18 protein-coding genes are annotated in these 18,682 nt (G+C 68.6%); 11 read left to right on the top strand and 7 right to left on the bottom strand.

Translation table 11 applies throughout. From position 1 onward, the window contains the following. Positions 1-339: 339 nt before the first annotated feature. From argJ to argF, 4 genes are read right to left on the bottom strand one after another with little or no spacing between them, the layout of a single operon-like run. Complete coding sequence (gene argJ, locus B128_RS0111405) at positions 340-1,485, bottom strand: bifunctional glutamate N-acetyltransferase/amino-acid acetyltransferase ArgJ (protein WP_018112402.1); 1,146 nt, start codon at positions 1,483-1,485, stop codon at positions 340-342. Continuing rightward, complete coding sequence (gene argC / locus B128_RS0111400) at positions 1,476-2,513, bottom strand: N-acetyl-gamma-glutamyl-phosphate reductase (protein ID WP_156822435.1); 1,038 nt, start codon at positions 2,511-2,513, stop codon at positions 1,476-1,478. The genes argJ and argC overlap by 10 nt, the downstream gene beginning before the upstream one ends. 2 nt (positions 2,514-2,515) lie before the next feature. After that, positions 2,516-3,037 (bottom strand): Uma2 family endonuclease, encoded by a 522-nt coding sequence (locus tag B128_RS0111395; protein ID WP_018112400.1) that lies wholly within the window; start codon positions 3,035-3,037, stop codon positions 2,516-2,518. Between the two features lie 4 nt (positions 3,038-3,041). Continuing rightward, positions 3,042-3,947 (bottom strand): ornithine carbamoyltransferase, encoded by a 906-nt coding sequence (gene argF, locus B128_RS0111390; RefSeq protein WP_018112399.1) that lies wholly within the window; start codon positions 3,945-3,947, stop codon positions 3,042-3,044. Positions 3,948-4,065: 118 nt separating this feature from the next. Here argF and modA point away from each other — a divergent pair, with 118 nt between their 5' ends. From modA to B128_RS0111375, 3 genes are read left to right on the top strand one after another with little or no spacing between them, the layout of a single operon-like run. Then, on the top strand, positions 4,066-4,938 hold the full coding sequence (gene modA, locus B128_RS0111385) for a molybdate ABC transporter substrate-binding protein (RefSeq protein WP_018112398.1): 873 nt from the start codon (positions 4,066-4,068) through the stop codon (positions 4,936-4,938). Further along, entirely contained in the window at positions 4,939-5,616 is a 678-nt protein-coding gene (gene modB / locus B128_RS0111380) for a molybdate ABC transporter permease subunit (RefSeq protein ID WP_018112397.1), read from the top strand. Beyond that, complete coding sequence (locus B128_RS0111375) at positions 5,586-6,587, top strand: ABC transporter ATP-binding protein (RefSeq protein ID WP_156822430.1); 1,002 nt, start codon at positions 5,586-5,588, stop codon at positions 6,585-6,587. Before modB ends, B128_RS0111375 begins: the two co-directional genes overlap by 31 nt. A 470-nt stretch (positions 6,588-7,057) precedes the next feature. Here the strand turns inward: B128_RS0111375 and B128_RS0111365 are convergent, their stop codons facing one another. Next, on the bottom strand, positions 7,058-7,393 hold the full coding sequence (locus B128_RS0111365; protein ID WP_018112395.1) for a hypothetical protein: 336 nt from the start codon (positions 7,391-7,393) through the stop codon (positions 7,058-7,060). Positions 7,394-7,446: 53 nt separating this feature from the next. On the opposite strand from B128_RS0111365, the gene hisS reads away from it, so the two are divergent. The 8 genes from hisS (at position 7,447) to B128_RS0111325 (ending at position 16,594) form a co-directional block, all read left to right on the top strand. Continuing rightward, positions 7,447-8,703, top strand: a complete 1,257-nt coding sequence (gene hisS / locus B128_RS0111360) for a histidine--tRNA ligase (protein WP_018112394.1) — start codon at positions 7,447-7,449, stop codon at positions 8,701-8,703. Between the two features lie 24 nt (positions 8,704-8,727). Beyond that, entirely contained in the window at positions 8,728-10,473 is a 1,746-nt protein-coding gene (gene aspS, locus B128_RS0111355; protein ID WP_018112393.1) for an aspartate--tRNA ligase, read from the top strand. After that, on the top strand, positions 10,466-11,359 hold the full coding sequence (locus B128_RS0111350) for a PhzF family phenazine biosynthesis protein (RefSeq protein WP_018112392.1): 894 nt from the start codon (positions 10,466-10,468) through the stop codon (positions 11,357-11,359). Before aspS ends, B128_RS0111350 begins: the two co-directional genes overlap by 8 nt. Next, positions 11,356-12,171 (top strand): HAD family hydrolase, encoded by an 816-nt coding sequence (locus B128_RS0111345; protein WP_018112391.1) that lies wholly within the window; start codon positions 11,356-11,358, stop codon positions 12,169-12,171. The genes B128_RS0111350 and B128_RS0111345 overlap by 4 nt, the downstream gene beginning before the upstream one ends. A 12-nt stretch (positions 12,172-12,183) precedes the next feature. After that, positions 12,184-13,500, top strand: coding sequence for an asparagine--tRNA ligase (gene asnS, locus B128_RS0111340; RefSeq protein WP_018112390.1), 1,317 nt, complete (start codon positions 12,184-12,186; stop codon positions 13,498-13,500). A gap of 177 nt (positions 13,501-13,677) precedes the next feature. Beyond that, positions 13,678-14,760 carry a TRAP transporter substrate-binding protein DctP gene (gene dctP / locus B128_RS0111335; RefSeq protein ID WP_018112389.1) on the top strand — a complete coding sequence of 361 codons (1,083 nt, stop codon included), beginning with the start codon at positions 13,678-13,680 and terminating at the stop codon, positions 14,758-14,760. Positions 14,761-14,769: 9 nt separating this feature from the next. Further along, complete coding sequence (locus B128_RS0111330; protein ID WP_018112388.1) at positions 14,770-15,291, top strand: TRAP transporter small permease subunit; 522 nt, start codon at positions 14,770-14,772, stop codon at positions 15,289-15,291. Continuing rightward, a complete protein-coding gene (locus B128_RS0111325) occupies positions 15,281-16,594 on the top strand; it encodes a TRAP transporter large permease (RefSeq protein WP_018112387.1) in 1,314 nt (437 codons plus the stop codon). The genes B128_RS0111330 and B128_RS0111325 overlap by 11 nt, the downstream gene beginning before the upstream one ends. Before the next feature lie 4 nt (positions 16,595-16,598). On the opposite strand, the gene pdxT is transcribed toward B128_RS0111325, so the two are convergent. Beyond that, positions 16,599-17,174 carry a pyridoxal 5'-phosphate synthase glutaminase subunit PdxT gene (gene pdxT / locus B128_RS0111320; RefSeq protein ID WP_040683632.1) on the bottom strand — a complete coding sequence of 192 codons (576 nt, stop codon included), beginning with the start codon at positions 17,172-17,174 and terminating at the stop codon, positions 16,599-16,601. A gap of 7 nt (positions 17,175-17,181) precedes the next feature. After that, positions 17,182-18,420: a Na+/H+ antiporter NhaA gene (gene nhaA, locus B128_RS0111315; protein ID WP_018112385.1), complete on the bottom strand. Its 1,239-nt coding sequence runs from the start codon at positions 18,418-18,420 to the stop codon at positions 17,182-17,184. Between the last annotated feature and the right edge of the window lie 262 nt (positions 18,421-18,682).

Here is an 18,682-nt window from a genome sequence, read left to right as displayed (position 1 = left end):
CAATCCCGAAACCGTAGTACCCACTCAGGGACACCCCTTGGGCTACCGGAAGAGGCATTTCGTCCAGGATCAAGCCGGCGTCTCCCCCAATACCGTAGCCGCTAAGCCCTACCCCAAGGCGCAAATTAGCCGTTTGCAACTGAAGCCCGATATAGGTAGGCCAGCCCGAATAGAGCCCGTAACCTGGAGATTGGGCAAAGGAAACGGCAAGTAAGGCCATGGTTAGAAATACTACTACCCGAATTTTCACTTGAACCCCCTTCCCCCCTCAGGATATACCCCTAAGCCCCAGAAGTAAATACCCGGGCTCCACCCGGCCCCAAGCCCAGTCCCTCCCAGCTAGGTGGTGTAAAGGGCGTTGATGCGCACGTACCCCTCGGTGAGGTCGCACCCAAAGGCCACCGCCTCGGCCTGGCCTTCCTGGAGGTCAGCCAGGACCTCCACCTCCTCGGCCCGCATGGCCTGGCTGGCCGCCTCCCGGTCAAAGGGCAGGGCCCCGCCGGCATAAAGGGGGATGCCCTGGAGGAAGATGCGCACCCGTCCCGGGTCAAACCGGGCCCCCGAGTTGCCCAGGGCGGCCAAGATGCGCCCCCAGTTAGGGTCGTTGCCGTAAAGGGCGCTCTTCCAGAGGGCGCTTCCCGCCACGGCCCTGGCCGCCCGCCTGGCCTCCTCCTCCGTGGCCGCCCCCACCACCCGCACGGTGAGGAGCTTGGTGGCCCCCTCCCCATCGCGGGCTATCTTGCGGGCCAGCTCCCGGGCCACCGCCTCCACCGCCTGGAAGAAGGGCTCCAGGGGGACTTCCCCAAAGGCCCCGTTGGCCATGAGGAGGGCCAGGTCGTTGGTGGAGGTGTCCCCGTCCACGGTGACCTGGTTGAAGGTGCGGTCCACGATGCCCCGCCAGGCTTGGCGCAAGGCCTCCTGGGGCACCTGGGCATCCGTGACCAGGAAGGCCAGCATGGTGGCCATGTTGGGGTGGATCATCCCGCTCCCCTTGGCCACGCCCACCACCCTGGCCCCCTCCACCTCCGCCTCAGCCACCTTGGGCACCAGGTCCGTGGTAAGGATGGCCTCGGCAAAGGCATCGGCATAGGGGGTGAGCTCAATCTGGGGCAGGCCGGACTCCACCTTCTCCACGGGCAGGGGCACCCCGATGACCCCGGTGGAGGCGGTGAGGACCTCGGCAGCGGGGACCCCCAGGCGCAGGGCCGCGGCCTGGGCCATGCGCAGGTCGTCCTGGAACCCCCTCTCGCCGGTGGCGCAGTTGGCGTTGCCCGCGTTCACCACCACCGCCCTCAGGGCCCCGCCCGCGGCGTAGAGGGTGCGCCCCCGGTGGATGGAAGGGGCGGCCGCCCGGTTCTGCGTGGCGGCGTAGGCCCAGGCCGCCGGCGTGCCCGAGACCAAGAGGGCCAGGTCGGGCTTGCCCGAGGGCTTGATGCCCGCCCGCACCGCCCCTGCACGGAAGCCCCTCGGCAACTTCACGGCCATATGCCCTCCCTGGGTAAAGCAAGGTCTTCAGGAAAGCCCATCATTAGGTTGAAGTTCTGCACCGCCTGCCCGGCCATGCCCTTCACCAGGTTGTCCAGGGCGGCAAAGACCAGGACCCGGCCCGTGCGGGCCTCGTAAAGGGGCCTTAGGTCCACCCGGTTGGAGGCGTAGGTACCCTTGGTCTCCGGAAGGGTGTCCAGTACCCGCACGAAGGGCTCGCTGGCGTAGAAATCCCGGTAGAGGGCCTCTAGGGCCCCCTGGTCCCAGTCCCCCGCCACCTCCGCCTCGGCGGTGACCAGGATGCCCCGGGTCATGGGGACCAGATGGGGGGTGAAGGAAAGGCGTACCTCCCCTACCTCCCCGTGGGTGCGCGGGGCCCGCCCCTGGGCCAGAAGCCGGCCAAGGTTCTGCTCCATCTCGGGAATGTGCCGGTGGGTTCCCCCCGCCTTGTAGGGCCTGAGATTCTCGTTTACTTCGGCGAAGAAGGTGCCCTCCCCTTCTCTGCCCGCTCCCGAGACCCCGCTCAGGCCCACCACGAAGGCCCCCTTAAGGGCTCCTTCCGCCGCCAGGGGGGCCAGGGCCAAGGTGGCCGCGGTCACGTAGCAGCCGGGGTTGGCCACCAGCTTGGCCCCCTTGAGCTCCTCCCGGTGGAGTTCAGGAAGGCCGTAGACCGCCTCCTGGTAGAGGCCCGGGCTCTGGTGGGGGATGCCGTACCAGGCCTCGTAGACCTCAGGGGGCAGGCGGAAATCCCCCGAAAGGTCTATGACCCGCTTGCCCGCCTTTAGAGCTTCGGGGGCAATCCCCATGGCCAGGCCGTTGGGGAGGGCCAGAAAAAGGACCTCGGCCTTTTCCAGCACCTCCTCCTGGGCGGCGAAAAGGCGCCCGTCCCAAAGCTGGGGCCAGGCGGAGGCCAGGGGCTTCCCCTCGTGCTTGCGGCTGGAAAAGCCCACCAGTTCCACCTGGGGGTGGCCCTTGAAGAGGCGCAAAAGCTCCGCCCCCCCGTACCCCGAGGCCCCTAGGATGCCCACCCTTACCACGGGACCTCCAGCTCTACCTCGGGAAAGGCCAAGGGGGAGACCCTTTCCCCAGGCTTCACCCAGATCTGCTCCCGGTAGTGGTCGCCCTCCGGGGTGCGGAAAAGGAGAAGCCGCCCCCCCAGGAGGTCCTGCACCCAGACCTCCGGCACCCCGGCCTTGGCGTAAAGGGGGACCTTCTTGGTGAAGTCGTATTCCAAACTGCTTTCGGCCACCTCCAGGACCAAAAGGGCATCTTGAGGCCCCGGGTAACGGTGGCGGAAGTCCCCAAGGCGGTAAAGGAGCAAATCGGGTTCCAGGTAAGTGTCGGGAGGAAACACAAAGGGGCCCTGGACCCTTACCCCTGCCTTTCCATAAAGCGCCTTTACGAAAGCCCGTGTCCAGAGATCCAAGAGGTGGGCGTGCCTAGAGCCTATGGGCGCCATCTGGTAGACCTCCCCCTCGAGGAGCTCCACCCTTCTCTCGGGCAGGGGAAGCCTCAGGAACTCCTCCAGGCTAAAGCGGTAGGGCCGGACCATACCCCTACTTTAGCAGGGTGAGGAGGACGGCTTTGGCGGTGTGGAGGCGGTTTTCTGCCTGGTCAAAGACCCGGCTCTGGGAACCGTGGACCGCTTCCTCCGTAGTCTCCTCCCCGTAGTGGGCGGGGAGGCAGTGGAGGAAGATCCCCTGGGGGTGGAGGAGGGCCAGGAGCTCCCCGTTCACCTGGAAGCCCCGGAAGTCCTTGAGGCGCTTTTCCCTTTCCGCCTCCTGGCCCATGCTGGTCCAGACATCGGTGTAAAGGGCATGGGCACGGAAGGCGGCCTCTTTGGGGTCGTGGGTGAGGAAGGCTCCGGCCCGCTTGACCAAGGCGGGGTCCGGCTCGTAGCCCTTGGGGGTGGCCACCCGCACCTTCAGGCCCACCAGGGGGGCCGCCTCCAGCAAGGAGGCCAGGACATTGTTTCCGTCCCCCACCCAGGCCACCTCGAGGCCCTCCAGTCCCCCGAAGACCTCCTTCAGGGTAAGGAGGTCGGCCAGGGTTTGCAGGGGGTGGGCGCGGTCGGAAAGGGCGTTGACCACGGGGATGCGGGCGTGCTGGGCCAGGGCCTCCACGGTCTCGTGCCGGAAAACCCGGGCGGCGATGCCGTCCACGAAGCGCTCCAGGTTCTTGGCCACATCCCGCACCGGCTCGCGCTCCCCGATGCCCACCTGCTTCTGGTCCAGGTAGACCGCATGGCCTCCCAGGTGGACCATGGCCACCTCCAGGGTGGTGCGGGTGCGTAAGGAGGGCTTCTCAAAGAGGAGGGCCAGGACCTTGCCCCGAAGGTCCTCCCCCCGGTAGCGCTCCTCTTTGAGCCGCTCTGCCAGGTGTAGCAGGGCCTCCAACTCCTTGCGGCCGTAGGCCGAGAAGTCCAGCAGGTCCTTGGGCCGGGTGAGGGTGTCTCCCGCCATGAGGCTTATAGGATAGCCCAAGGCTGCAAACTTATGCAAGGGGTTGGACCCCATCCGGGGGGTGATAGAATGCCCCTGCCCTAGGGCTGTTGCCCCCCTGAGGGCAGAGGGAGTAGGCATGAGGCTTCCCGGCTGGATCGCCTTCTGGGCCGCCATCCTCGGCCTGGCCTGGGCCGGGGCCGAGGTGCGGGTGGCGGCGGCCAGCGACCTCCAGTACGCCCTGGGGGAGATGGTGCGGGCCTTTGAGGCCAAGAACCCCGGGGTGAAGGTGGTGGTGGTCTACGGTTCCTCGGGCAGGCTCTACGCCCAGCTCACCCAGGGCCTCGAGGCCGACCTCTTCTTCTCGGCGGACGGCCTCTACCCCAGGCTCCTGGAGGCCCGGGGACTGGCTGAGCCGGGTACCCGCAGGGCCTATGCCCAGGGCCGGGTGGTCCTCTGGCTGGACCGGAGGCTGGGCCTGAAGCCGGGCCTCGAGGCCCTCAAAGACCCCCGCATCACCCGCCTGGCCATCGCCAACCCCGTCCACGCCCCCTATGGCCGGGCGGCCATTACCCTCTTGGAGCGGTACGGCCTCCTGCGGCGCCGGCCCGACGGGCCTCTAGGCCGCTCCTTCCCCAGCCTCTCCTGGGAGGAGATCCCCTGGGAGCGCCTCACCCAGGGGGTGGAGGCCTACTGGGACACCGAGCCCCTGCGCCGGGGCAAGCCCCAGTTCGGCTTCGTGTACGGGGAAAACATCGCCCACGCCGCCCAGATGGCCCTGAACGCCACCGGGGCCGGCCTCCTGGCCCTGCCCCTGGTGCTCCAGGGAAGCCTGGCGGAGGCCGGCCACCACTGGCTGGCCCCCCCGGGGAGCCACCTCCCCCTGGAGCAGACCTACGTGATCCTGCGGGGCCGGGCCCGGCCCGAGGTGCTGGCCTTCCAAAGGTGGGTGGAAAGCCCGGAAGGCCGGACCCTCCTGCGGCGGTATGGCTTCGCCCTACCCGGGGAGTAGATGCCGGAGCCCCAGTTCTGGACCGCCCTAAGGCTTTCCCTGGAGGTGGCCTCCCTGGCCTCCTCCTTCCTCCTCTTGCTGGGCATACCCTTGGCCTGGAGCCTGGCCTTCCACCGCTTTCCGGGAAAGCCCCTGGTGGAGGCCGTCCTCCTCCTGCCCCTGGTGCTCCCCCCCACGGTCCTGGGGTTTTACCTCCTCCTCTTCCTGGGGCCGGAGGGCCCCTGGCAGAGGATCACCGGGCTCACCTGGGCCTTCCGCTTTGAGGGGCTGGTCCTGGCCAGCGTGCTCTTCAGCCTGCCCTTCACCCTCACCGCCTACCGGGAAGCCTTCTTGGCCCTGGACCCCAACCTCTTGGAGGTGGCCCGCACCCTGGGGGTTCCCCGGTGGAGGGTGTGGCGGCACGTGATCCTGCCCCTGGTCTGGCCGGGGCTCCTTTCTGGCACGCTCCTGGCCTTCGCCCACACCCTGGGGGAGTTCGGGGTGGTCCTCATGGTGGGGGGCTCCATCCCCGGCAAGACCCAGATGGTGAGCATCTACCTCTACGACCTGGTCCAGGCCCTGCGGTTTGCGGAGGCGGCCCGGGCGGCCTTCGTCCTCCTGCTGGTGAGCCTGGCCATCCTGGTGGCGGTGCGCCTTCTGGAAAGGAGGTGGCGGGCGTGGAGGTCCACTACCGGGTAAGGTGGCCGGTGCGCCTGGAGGTGGGCTTCCAGGTGCGGGGCTTCACCGTGCTCCTGGGAAAAAGCGGGGTGGGCAAGACCACCCTTCTCCGGGCCCTGGCCGGCCTGGTGCCTGGGGAGGGCAGGCCCTATGGCGGCCTCCCCCCGGAGAGGCGGCCCGTGGGCTATCTCCCCCAGGACCTGGCCCTTTTCCCCCACATGACGGCCTGGGAAAACGTGGCCTTCCCCCTAAAGGGCCCCGGGCGCCGGGCCAAGGCCTTAGCCCTCCTGGCCCGGGTGGGCCTCGAGGCCCACGCCCACAAGCGTCCCAGCCAGCTTTCGGGCGGGCAGAGGCAACGGGTGGCCCTGGCCCGGGCCCTAGCCCGGGAGCCGGAGCTCCTCCTCCTGGACGAGCCCACCAGCGCCCTGGACCCCCTCACCAAGGGGCAGGTGCTGGGGGAGCTGGTGGGCCTGATCCGACGGGAGGGCCTCCCCGCCCTGGCGGTAAGCCACGACCCCCTCCTGGCGGGCATGGCCGACTGGCTGGTGGTCATGGGCCAGGGGGTCATCCTCCAGGAGGGCCTCCCCGCGGAGGTGCTCTCCAGCCCCGCCAGGGTGGAGGTGGCCCGCCTCCTGGGCTACGAGAACCTCTTCCCCGCCCAGGCCCTGGCGGAGGGGGTGGAGGTAGCGGGGGTTCGCCTCCGCCTGGCCCTCCCCCCCTGGGCCCGGCCCGGGGAGCGGGTGTGGCTGGGGGTACGGGCGGCCGAGGTCATCGTGGTCCGCCCCGAACGCCCCCCGCCCCCGGAGAATGTGCTGGAAGGGGTCCTGGAAAGCCTACACCCCGAGGGCCTGGCCTACCGCGGGGTGTTCCGGGGGCCCTTGGAACTCCAGATCCTCCTGCCCCGGCACATACAGGAAAGGCTGCACCTGCGGGCCGGGCAGGGGCTTCGCGTGGTCCTGAAGCCCCGCTACCTGCACCTGATGCCGGGCTAGCCGGGTGAGGGCCTCGAGGGGCAGACCAAACTTGTTGAGGAGGCCCCTGAGGAAAAAGCGCACCCTGGCGGGGTCCCATCCCAGGACCTCTCCCAGGGCCGAGGGCCTGGGAAAGACGCCCCGGCCCAGGGCCAGGAGCACCTCCTGCTCCCCCGGGCGCAACCTGAGGCCCGGCCGGCCCCTGAGCCCCTGGGCAAGGGAACGGGGCCGGTCCCCCCGGGTCAGGAAAGCCCCGCGGGAGGGGTGGTAGGCCCTGAGGCCCAAAGGGGTGCGCCAGAGGACCACCTCCCCCCGCTCCAGATGCTCCAGATCGGCCAGGACCAGGCCTGGCCCCTCCTTCCAACCCACCTGCCAACCGTCTTCCCGCAACGCCCCGTACACCAGGGCGTAAAGGTGCACATCCTCGGTAAAAACCACCGCGCGCAAGGACCACCTCCTGCCGCCAAAAGACCTAAGGCCGCAAAACCGCCTTAAGCCCGGACAGGAGGAGGGCCCCGCAGGGCGAGGGGCTCGGGAAGGGTGGGGCCGTGGCCCGGCTGGGCCAGGGGCCGGAGGGCCAGGACCTCCCGCAGAAGGGGAGGGCTGGGCGGGACCACCGGGGGCAGGCCCGGAGCCACCTGCAACCCACAGAGGGGAGAGTGGTCCACCTCCCGCTCCCCCCCCGGGGCCTGGCACAGGTCGGCGCGGAGGCCGGGGTTTTGCACCTGCATCAAGTAGAGTTGCAGGGCCACCCCGGTGGAGGCGGAAAGGGTGAGGAGAACATAGAGGAGGTAGAGCAGGGCGCGTCCTCTCCCCTTCCCGGTCATGGCCCAAGTATACACCTCCCGCCTGGACCCTCTTGCCCGTAAAGTAAGGGGGTATGGCCGTCCGGGGCACCAAGGACCTCTTCGGCAAGGAGCTCAGGCTTCACCAACACATCGTGGCCACCGCCCGCCGCGTCCTGGAGGCAGCGGGGGCCCTGGAACTCATCACCCCGATCTTTGAGGAGACCCAGGTGTTTGAGAAGGGGGTGGGGGCCGCCACCGACATCGTGCGCAAGGAGATGTTCACCTTCCAGGACCGTGGGGGGCGCTCCCTCACCCTGCGCCCCGAGGGCACCGCCGCCATGGTGCGGGCCTACCTGGAGCACGGGATGAAGGTCTGGCCCCAGCCGGTCCGGCTCTGGATGGCGGGGCCCATGTTCCGGGCGGAGAGGCCGCAAAAGGGAAGGTACCGGCAGTTCCACCAGGTGAACTACGAGGCCCTGGGTTCGGAAAGCCCCATCCTGGATGCCGAGGCCATCGCCCTCCTCTACGAAAGCCTGAAGGAGCTGGGCCTGAGGCGGCTGGTGGTCAAGCTTTCCTCCGTGGGCGACCCCGAGGACCGGGCCCGCTACAACGCCTACCTGCGCGAACTCCTCTCCCCCCACCGGGAGGCCCTGTCCGAGGATTCCAAGGAGCGGCTAGAGCTGAACCCCATGCGCATCCTGGACTCCAAAAGCGAGAAGGACCAGGCCCTTTTGCAGGAGCTTGGGGTGCGGCCCATGCTGGACTTCCTGGGGGAGGAGGCGCGGGCCCACCTCAAGGCGGTGGAGCGGCACCTGGGGCGGCTTTCCATCCCCTACGAGCTGGAGCCTGCCCTGGTGCGGGGCCTGGACTACTACGTGCGCACCGCCTTTGAGGTGCACCACGCGGAGATTGGGGCCCAGTCTGCCCTGGGGGGCGGTGGCCGGTACGACGGGCTTTCCGAGCTCCTGGGGGGGCCCCGGGTGCCGGGGGTGGGCTTCGCCTTCGGGGTGGAGCGGGTGGCCCTGGCCCTGGAGGCGGAAGGGTACGGTCTTTCCGAGGAAAGGGGTCCTGACCTCTACCTCATCCCCCTGGCGGAGGAAGCGGTGGAGGCGGCCTTTTACCTGGCCGAACGCCTTCGGCCCCGCCTGCGGGTGGAATACGCCCTCACCCCCAAGAAGCCGGGGAAGGGGGTGGAGGAGGCCTTGAAGCGGGGAGCCGCCTTCGCGGGCTTCTTGGGAGAGGACGAGCTCAGAACGGAAGAGGTCACCCTCAAGCGCCTGGCCACCGGGGAGCAGGTGCGCCTGCCCCAGGCCGAGGCCCTGGGCTTCCTCCTTTCTGCCTTGGCGTGAGAATCCGGTAAGCTTTAAGGGATTATGCGCCGCACCCACTACGCCGGAAGCCTTAGGGAAGCCCATGTGGGAGAGGAGGTGGTCCTCGAGGGCTGGGTGAACCGCCGCCGGGACCTAGGGGGCCTTATCTTCCTGGACCTGCGCGACCGGGAAGGGCTGGTCCAGCTGGTGGTCCACCCCGAAAGCCCCGCCTACAAGGAGGCGGAACGGGTGCGCTCGGAATGGGTGGTGCGGGCGCGGGGTACCGTGCGCCTTCGCCCCGAGCCCAACCCCAGGCTGGCCACGGGCAGGGTGGAGGTGGAGCTCAAGGCCCTGGAGGTCCTGGCCGAGGCCAAGACACCCCCCTTTCCCCTGGACGCGGGCTGGCGGGGGGAGGAGGAGCGGGAGGCGGCCGAGGACCTGCGGCTTAAGTACCGCTACCTGGACCTGCGCCGCCGGAGGATGCAGGAGAACCTGCGCCTGCGCCACCGGGTGATCAAGGCCATCTGGGACTACCTGGACCGGGAGGGGTTCATCCAGGTGGAGACCCCCTTCCTGACCAAGAGCACCCCGGAAGGGGCCCGGGACTTCCTGGTGCCCTACCGCCAGCAACCCGGCCTCTTCTACGCCCTGCCCCAGTCCCCCCAGCTCTTCAAGCAGATGCTCATGGTGGCGGGGTTTGACCGCTACTTCCAGATCGCCCGCTGCTTCCGCGATGAGGACCTCCGGGCCGACCGCCAGCCCGACTTCACCCAGCTGGACCTGGAGATGAGCTTCGTGGAGGTGGAGGACATCCTGGCCCTCAACGAGCGCCTCATGGCCCACGTCTTCCGGGAGGCCCTGGGCCTGGAGCTCACCCTCCCCTTTCCCCGGCTCAGCTACCAGGAGGCCATGGAGCGCTTTGGCTCCGACAAGCCTGACCTCCGCTTCGGCCTGGAGCTCAAGGAGGTGGGCTTCCTCTTCCGAGAAAGCGAGTTCGCCATCTTCCGCACCGCGGAGCGGGTGAAGGCCCTGGCCGTGCCCAAGGCCCTTTCCCGAAAGGAGATCGCCGAGCTGGAGGAGGTGGCCAAGCGCCGCGGGGCGGGGGGACTGGCCTTCGCCCGGGTGGAGGCCGAGGGGTTCTCCGGCGGGGTAGCCAGGTTCCTGGAGCCCGTGCGACAGGCCCTGCTGGAGGCCACGGGGGCCCGGCCCGGGGACACCCTCCTCTTCGCCGCCGGCCCCTTCCGGGTGGTGGCCGAGGCCTTGGGAGAGGTGCGCCTGCGCCTGGCCGAGGAGCTCTCCCTTCCCCGCCAGGGCTTCCACTTCCTTTGGGTGGTGGACTTCCCCCTCTTGGAGTGGGACGCGGAGCGGGGAGGCTGGACCTACATGCACCACCCCTTCACCAGCCCCCACCCCGAGGACCTTCCCCTCCTGGACAGCGACCCCGGGCGGGTGCGGGCCCTGGCCTACGACCTGGTGCTGAACGGCGTAGAGGTGGGGGGCGGTTCCATACGCATCCACGACCCCGCCCTCCAGGCCAGGATGTTCCACCTCCTGGGCATCGGGGAAGAGGAGCAGCGGGAAAAGTTCGGGTTCTTCCTGGAGGCCCTGCAGTACGGAGCCCCGCCCCACGGGGGCATCGCCTGGGGGTTGGACCGGCTCCTGGCCCTCATGACCGGAAGTGCCTCCATCCGCGAGGTCATCGCCTTCCCCAAGAACAAGGAGGGCAAGGACCCCCTCACCGGGGCCCCCAGCCCGGTCTCTGAAGAACAGCTTCGGGAGCTGGGCCTCATGGTGATTCCCCATGGCTAGGATCCCCTACGTGATTGTGGATGCCTTTGCCCCCACCCCCGGGGCAGGCAACCGGGTGGCCCTGGTCCTGGACGCCCGGGGGATGGGGCGGGAGGAGATGCAGGGCCTGGCCCGCAGGCTGGCGGAACCCGAGACCGCCTTCGTCACCGAACGTCAGGGCCACGTCTTCGCCGTGCGCTTCTTCACCCCGGGGGGCGAGGTGGAGTTCTCCGGCCACGCCGCCGTGGCCCTGGGCCTGGCCCTGGTCCGGCTGGGCCTGGCCCCCGAGGGGACGAAGCGGATCATCCTGCACACCCCCACCGAGGCCCTGCCCGTGGAAATCCTCTACGAGGAGGGGGTGCCCAAGAAGGCCTGGGTGCGGGGACCGGCCCCCCGCTTCCGCGACCTGCCCCCCTACCACGCCCTCAAGGAGGTCCTCGAGGCCCTGGGGGCCGACGAGCGCTACCTCCACCGCGGCCTTCCCTACGGCATCGCCTACACCGGGCTCTGGAGCCTCTTCGTGCCCCTCATCGCCCCAGGGGTGGTGGACGCCTTGGAGCCGGACATGGCCCTGCTGGCGGAGCTTTCCCGCCGGCTGGAGGTGGCCACGGTGCACGCCTATGCCCCCATGGGCCCCCGGAGCTTCTACGCCCGGGACTTCGCCCCCCTCCTGGGCATCCCCGAGGACCCGGTGACGGGCTCGGCCAACGCCGCCCTGGGGGCCCTCCTGGCCCGGGCGGGGGTGGTGCCCAAGCGGGAGGGCAGGGTGCAGCTCACCATCTACCAAGGCCATCGCCTGGGCAACCCCGGGGTAGTGGAGGTGGGGGTGGAGTACAGCCCCACGGGGGAGCCCTACCTGGTGCAGGTGGGGGGGGAAGCGGCCATCGTCCACTCGGGCGAGCTATGAGGGTAGGCCTGGTCTTCGTGGACGTGGACGGCACCCTGGTGGGGAAGGAAGGGGTGCCCCCCTGCGTCTGGCCAGCAGTAGAGGCCCTCCAGGCCAAGGGGATACGGTTCAGCCTCATCACCGGACGACCGGGGCGGGGCGAGGCCCTGGGCTACGCCCGGCGGCTTGCCCCAGGAGGCCTGCACGTGTTTGAGTCGGGGGCCGTGGTCCTGGCCCTGAGCCAGGACCCCCACTCCCCCCCAGCCACCCCCCTCCGGGTGGAGGCCCTCCCCCAGGAGGAGGCCCAAGCGGCCATCCGCCTGGCCCGGCGGCTTGGGCTTCCTCTGGAGGGCTATACCGCCGAGGGTGGGTTCTATGTGGAGGGGGATAGCCCCCTCCTAAAGGCCCACCAGGTACTCCTTGGGGTGGAGGCCGAAGGGGCCGACCTCCTTAGGCTTCCAAGCCCCCTGGTGCGCCTGCAGGTGCTGGCGGGCGCGGAGGCCCCTTTAGGGGCCTTCCTGGACGCCCTCCCCCCCGGCCTCAGCGCCCACGTGGCGGAAAGCCCCCGGATGCCCGGGGTGCGCTTCGTCTCCCTCACCCGCAAGGGGGTGAGCAAGCTGAGCGCCGCCCGCTTCGTGGCCACGCAGTATGGTCTTGACCTCCAAGAATGCGCCATGGTGGGGGATGGGGAGAATGACCTCGAGGTCCTCCGGGCCGTGGGCCTGGGCATCGCCATGGGGAACGCCCCCCTGGCGGTGCGGCGGGCCGCCCACCGGGTGGTGGCCCCGGTGGACGCCTGCGGCCTGGCCGAGGCCCTGAGCCTCCTGGGGTAGACTCCATAGGGTATGCGGGCCTTCATCGACGAAATCTCCCGGTATGCCCAGCAGGAGGTGGAGATCCGGGGCTGGCTTTTCCAGCGCCGATCCAAGGGGAAGATCCACTTCCTCATCCTGCGGGACGGCACGGGCTTCCTCCAGGCCACGGTCCTCAAAGGGGAGGTCCCCGAGGAAACCTTCCAGCAGGCGGATCACCTGCCCCAGGAAACCGCCCTCAGGGTGTGGGGGCTGGTGCGCCAGGATGCGCGGGCCCCAGGGGGCTATGAGCTTCTGGTGCGGGGCCTCGAGGTGGTGAGCCTCCCCCAGGGGGAGTACCCCATCGGCCCCAAGGAGCACGGCATTGACTTCCTCATGGACCACCGCCACCTGTGGCTCCGCCACCGCCGCCCCTTCGCGGTCATGCGCATCCGGGACGAGATTGAGCGGGGCATCCACGACTTCTTCGCCGAACGGGGCTTCCTCCGCTTTGACGCCCCCATCCTGACCCCCAGCGCGGTGGAGGGCACCACCGACCTCTTTGAGGTGGACCTCTTTGACGGGGAAAAGGCCTACCTCTCCCAGTCGGGCCAGCTCTACGCCGAGGCCGGAGCCCTGGCCTACGGCAAGGTCTACACCTTTGGCCCCACCTTCCGCGCAGAAAGGAGCAAGACCCGGCGCCACCTCCTGGAGTTCTGGATGGTGGAGCCCGAGGTGGCCTTCATGACCCACGAGGAGAACATGGCCCTCCAGGAGGAGCTGGTGCGCTACCTGGTGGGCCGGGTGCTGGAAAGGCGCGCCAAGGAGCTGGAAATGCTGGAGCGGGACCCCAGGGCCCTGGAGCCCGCGGCCCAGGGGAACTACCCTCGCCTCACCTACAAGGAGGCCGTGGCCCTGGTCAACCGCTTGAGCCAGGAGGACCCCGAAGTGCCCCCCCTCCCCTACGGGGAGGACTTCGGCGCCCCCCACGAGGCGGCCCTAAGCCGGCAGTTTGACCGCCCGGTCTTCGTGGAGCGCTACCCCGCCCGCATCAAGGCCTTCTACATGGAGCCCGACCCCTCGGACCCCGAGCTCGTCCTCAACGACGATCTTCTGGCCCCCGAGGGCTACGGGGAGATCATCGGGGGTAGCCAGCGCATCCACGACCTGGAGCTTCTGAGGCGCAAGATCCGGGAGTTCGGCCTCCCCGAGGAGGTCTACGGCTGGTACCTGGACCTGCGCCGCTTCGGCAGCGTCCCCCACGCGGGCTTCGGCCTGGGCCTGGAGCGCACCGTGGCCTGGATATGCGGCCTAAGCCACGTGCGGGAGGCCATCCCCTTCCCACGCATGTACACCCGGATGCGCCCCTAAACCCCCTTTGCCCCTAGGGCCCCCGCCCGGCGGGGGTCCTCTTGCGTTCGCCATGCCGGAACGCCGCGGGGAGGTCTTGACAAGAGGAGGCCTCCCGTGTTCTCATAGGCCCGTCAGGAAAACCTCACCTTGCACGCCCTGGGTTGTCCCCCTGCCCCTTGCCCACAGGAGGTAGACATGAAGGAGACCCGGAGAAGCTTTATCCGCAAGGCCGCGGCAGGTGTGGCCGCCAGCGCCGCCTTCAGCCCCCTGGCCATCGCCCAGGCCCCCCGGTTCCGCTGGCGCATCCAGTCCGCCTGGGACGCCGGCACCGTGGGCTACAGCCTCTTCCAGAAGTTTGCCGAGCGGGTCAAGGAGCTCACCGACGGGCAGATTGAGATCCAGACCTTCCCCGCCGGGGCGGTGGTGGGCACCTTTGACATGTTTGACGCGGTGAAGACCGGGGTCCTGGACGGGATGCATCCCTTCACCCTCTACTGGGCAGGGCGGATGCCCGTCACCGCCTTCCTCTCCTCCTACCCCCTGGGCCTGGACCGGCCCGACCAGTGGGAGACCTGGTACTACGCCCTGGGGGGGCTGGACATCGCCCGCAAGGCCTTTGAGGAGCAGGGGCTTTTCTACGTGGGCCCGGTTCAGCACGACTACAACCTCATCCACTCCAAGAAGCCCATCAAGAGCTTTGAGGACTTCAAGGGGGTGAAGCTCCGGGTGCCCGGGGGGATGATCGCGGAGATCTTCGCCGCCGCCGGAGCGGCCACCGTCCTCCTCCCTGGGGGAGAGGTCTACCCCGCCCTGGAACGCGGGGTGATTGACGCCGCCGACTTCGTGGGCCCGGCGGTGAACTACAACCTGGGCTTCCACCAGGTGACCAAGTACATCATCCTGGGGCCCCCGGAGACCCCCTGCATCCACCAGCCCGTGGACCTGGCGGACATCACCCTCAACCTCTCCCGCTGGCGGGCCCTGCCCAAAAACCTGCAGGAGCGGTTTGAGGCGGCGGTGCACGACTGGAGCTGGCTCCACTACGCCGGCATCCAGAAGGCCAACCTGGAGACCTGGCCCAAGTACAAGGCGGCCGGGGTGCAGATCATCCGCCTCACCACGGTGGACGTGCGCAAGTTCCGGCGGGTGGCCATTCCCATCTGGTTCAAGTGGGCCAAGCAGGACAAGTACGCCCGTGAGGCCTTCGCCAGCCAGCTGGAGTACATGAAGGCCCTGGGCTATGTGACCGACGCCGACCTCCGTGGGCAGAGCCTCTAAAGGAACGCCGTGGCCAAAGCCCTCCTCCGCCTCATGGGCTTCGTGGAAGCCCTCAGCCTCTGGTCCGGCCGGCTGGCCGCCTGGCTCACCCTGGCGGCAGTGCTCATCCTCACGGTGGAGGTGGTGCGGCGCTACTTCTTCAATGCCCCCACCCAGTGGGCCCACGAGGTCTCCACCCTGCTCTTCGGCCTCCTCTACGTCCTCACCGGGGCCTATGCCCTGAAGGAACGGGCCCACGTGGGGGTGGACGTCTTTTACGCCCGCCTCCCCCGCAAGGGCCAGGCGGTGGTGAACCTGGTGGGCTTCCTCTTTCTGGCCCTCTTTGCCGGCACCCTCTTGGTCTACGGCTGGAAGTTCTTCCTGGCCTCCTGGCAGAACCGGGAGTTCTCCCTGGCCAACCAGGCCATCCCCATCTACCCCTTCAAGCTGGCTATCCCCCTAGGGGCCCTTCTCCTCTTGCTCCAGGGGCTGGCCAACGTGGTGCGGGAGATTTTGGTGCTCTTGGGAAAGGAGGAAGACCGTGCCCATTGAGACCCTCACCTGGCTGATGTTCGGCAGCCTCTTCCTCCTTCTCCTCACCGGCTACCCCCTGGCCTTCCTGGTGGGGGGGGTGGCCGTGGGCTTCATCGCCTGGCTCTGGAGCCCGGACGCCCTGGCCCTGGTGCCCCAGCGCATGTGGAACAACATGACCCAGTACCTCCTGGCGGCCATCCCCCTTTTCATCTTCATGGCCTCCATGCTGGAGAAGTCTGGGCTCATTGAGGAGATCTTTGACGTGGCCTACAAGTGGCTGGGGCGGGTGCCGGGGGGGCTGGCCGTGGCCACGGTGGCGGCCTCCACGGTCTTGGCGGCCATGGTGGGGGTGATTGGGGCGGCGGTGGTCACCATGGCCTTGGTGGCCCTCCCCGCCATGCTCCGCCGCGGCTACAGCCCGGTGCTGGCGGCGGGCACGGTGATGGCCGGGGGGACCCTGGGCATCCTCATCCCCCCCAGCGTCCTGGCCATCATCTACGGGCTGGTGGCCAACCAGTCCGTGGGGGAGCTTTACCTGGGCTCGGTGCTCCCCGGCCTGTTGCTCTCGGGGCTTTACATGCTCTTCTCCGTGGTCTACGCCCTGCTGAACCCCAAGAGCGCCCCCCGGATTCCCCTGGAGGAAGCGCCCAGCTGGGCGGAGCGCTGGCGCTCCCTGAGGGCCATCTGGGCCCCTTTGCTCCTCATCTTCCTGGTCCTGGGGACCATCTTCCTGGGCCTGGCCGCCCCTACGGAGGCGGCGGCGGTGGGGGCCTTCGGGGCCATGCTGGTAGCGGCCCTGCACCGGAAGCTCACCCTGCAGAACCTGCGCCTGGCCCTGGAGCAGACCGCCAAGGCCACGGCCATGGTCCTGTGGATCATCTTCGGGGCCAACGCCTTCGTGGCCTTTTACGTGGCCCAGGGAGGGGACCGGTACATCAGCGAGCTCCTGCTGAGCACGGGGCTCTCCCCGTGGGGCATCCTCATCCTGATGCAGGTCATCCTCATCATCCTGGGGATGTTCCTGGACTGGGTGGGCATCCTCCTTCTGGCGGTCCCGGTCTTTGTGCCCATCATCCGCGACCTGGGCTTTGACCCCCTGTGGTTTGGGGTCCTCTACCTGGTCAACATGCAGATGTCCTTCCTCTCCCCGCCCTTTGGGTATGCCCTCTTCTACGTGCGGGGGGTGGCGCCCCAGATCCCCATGGGCACCATCTACCGGGCGGCCATCCCCTTCCTGCTCCTTCAGCTCACGGGGCTGATTCTGGTCATGCTCTTCCCGGGCCTGGCCACCTGGCTCCCCAGCCTGGTGTACGGAAAATGAGGCGCTAAAGCCCCGCCATCTCCAGGAAGTAGCGGTGGAGGCGGGGGTCCTGGGTGAGCTCGGGGTGGAAGCTGCTGGCCAGCACCTTGCCCTGGCGCACCAGCACGGGCAGGCCCGAGAGCTCGGCCAGGACCTCCACCCCCTCCCCCAGGCGGCGGAAGACCGGAGCCCGGATGAAGACCCCGTGGAAGGGGCCCAGGCCCTTCACCATCAGGTCCTCCTCAAAGCTCTCCACCTGGCGGCCAAAGGCGTTGCGCTCCACGGTGGCGTCCAGGACCCCCAGGCGGGGTTGCTCGGGATAGCCGAGGATCTCGCGGGAAAGCCAGATGGCCCCGGCGCAGGTGCCGAAGACCGCCAGGCTTCCCTCGGCCACCCGTTGCCGCACGGCCTCCTCGAGGCCATACTCCCGCGCCAGCTTGCCGATGGTGGTGGACTCGCCCCCGGGCACGATGAGGGCCTTCAGGCCCTCCAGGTGCTCGGGCTTGCGCACCTCCTTGGCCTCCACCCCAAGCCGTTTTAGGGCTTCCTTGTGCTCACGAAAATCCCCTTGCAAGGCCAGGACGCCGACCACGCCCCTCATCCTCCGCCTAGGCCCCCCGCCTGTCAAGGGCGGTGCGGACCAAGAGGAAGCCTAGGGCCCCGGCCACCAAGGAGGCCCCCAGGACCCCTACCTTGGCCTGGTCCAGCATAGCCCCCGAAAAGGCCAGTCCGGCGATGAAAAGGGCCATGGTGAAGCCAATGCCCGCCAGGAAGCCGACCCCCAGGATGGCCCCAAGCCCCACCCCTTCGGGCAAAACCCCGAGGCCCAGGCGCAGGGCCAGCCAGGAAAAGGCCAAGACCCCCAGGGGCTTGCCCAGCAGGAGGCCCAGGGCGATGCCCAGGCTCACCGCGCCCACCTCGAGGCCCCCCAGGGCCACCCCGGCGTTGAAGAAGGCGAACACCGGCAACACCCCATAGGCCACCCAGGGGTGCAGGGCGTGCTCCAGGCGGTGCAGGGGGCTTTGGGCCTCCTCCACCTCCTCCTCCAAGGCCTCCAGCTCCCCCTCCAGGGCCTCGGGCTCCTCCGCTTCCGTGGCCCCCCGGAAGGGCCGGGCCCGGCGCAAAGGGATGGCCAGGGCCAGGAGAACCCCCGCCAGGGTGGCGTGAAGCCCCGACTTCAGCACGAAGTACCAGAGGGGAAGCCCCAGGAGGAGGTAAGGGGCCAGGCGGCGAACGCCCAAGCGGTTGAGGAGGAAGGCCGCCCCCAGAGTAAGGGCCGCCAGGGCCAGGGGAAGGCCCTCGAGGCCCCCCGTGTAGAAGAGGGCAATGACCAGAACCGCCCCCAGGTCGTCCACGATGGCCAAGGCTGTGAGGAAAAGCCTGAGGCCCAGGGGCACCCCGGGTACCAGGGCCAATACCCCCAGGGCGAAGGCGATGTCCGTGGCCATGGGCACCCCCCAGCCCCGGGACTCAGGGGGTGAGGGGTTCAGCATCAGGTAGATGAGGGCGGGAAAGGCCATACCCCCCAGGGCCGCGGCCACGGCCAGCCCGGCACGGCGGGGCTCCTTGAGTTCGCCGGAAAGCACCTCCCGCTTGAGCTCCAGCCCCACCAGGAGGAAGAAGAGGGCCATGAGGAGGTCGTTCACCCAAAGGAGAAGGGGCTTCTCCAGGGCAACCCCCCCCACCCTCAGGCCCACGGGAACCTCCCGCAGGCCAAAGTAGGCCTCCGCCAAGGGAGAGTTGGCCAGGAAGAAGGCCAAGAGGGCGGCAAAAAAGAGGATAAACCCGCCCTTGGCCTCGCTTTCCAGAAATTGCTCCAGAAGTTTTGGATATGACCTTCTGCGCATGGGGGGATTATATCGGCCTCCATGAGAAAGTTCTTATTCATGGCCTCTGAAGCCCTTGGGGGGAACAAGCGCGCAACCTTTACTTCAAGGTCTGATAGCTACTTCCAAACTTGTGCCTTGACCGACGGAATGGGCACTTTTTCCGCTATACAAAAGCGAAGCGATTTGGCGAAGGGCTTTTTGGGCACAGATTTTGACCAAGTACATGCTTCCAGTAAGGTGCTATACTGAGGGTGTCCGAACCCTCGGACGGGGATCTTGA

The sequence above is a fragment of the Thermus igniterrae ATCC 700962 genome (genome assembly GCF_000376265.1).
GTDB classification, from domain to species: Bacteria; Deinococcota; Deinococci; order Deinococcales; family Thermaceae; genus Thermus; species Thermus igniterrae.
This window is presented reverse-complemented; position numbering and strand designations above follow the sequence as displayed.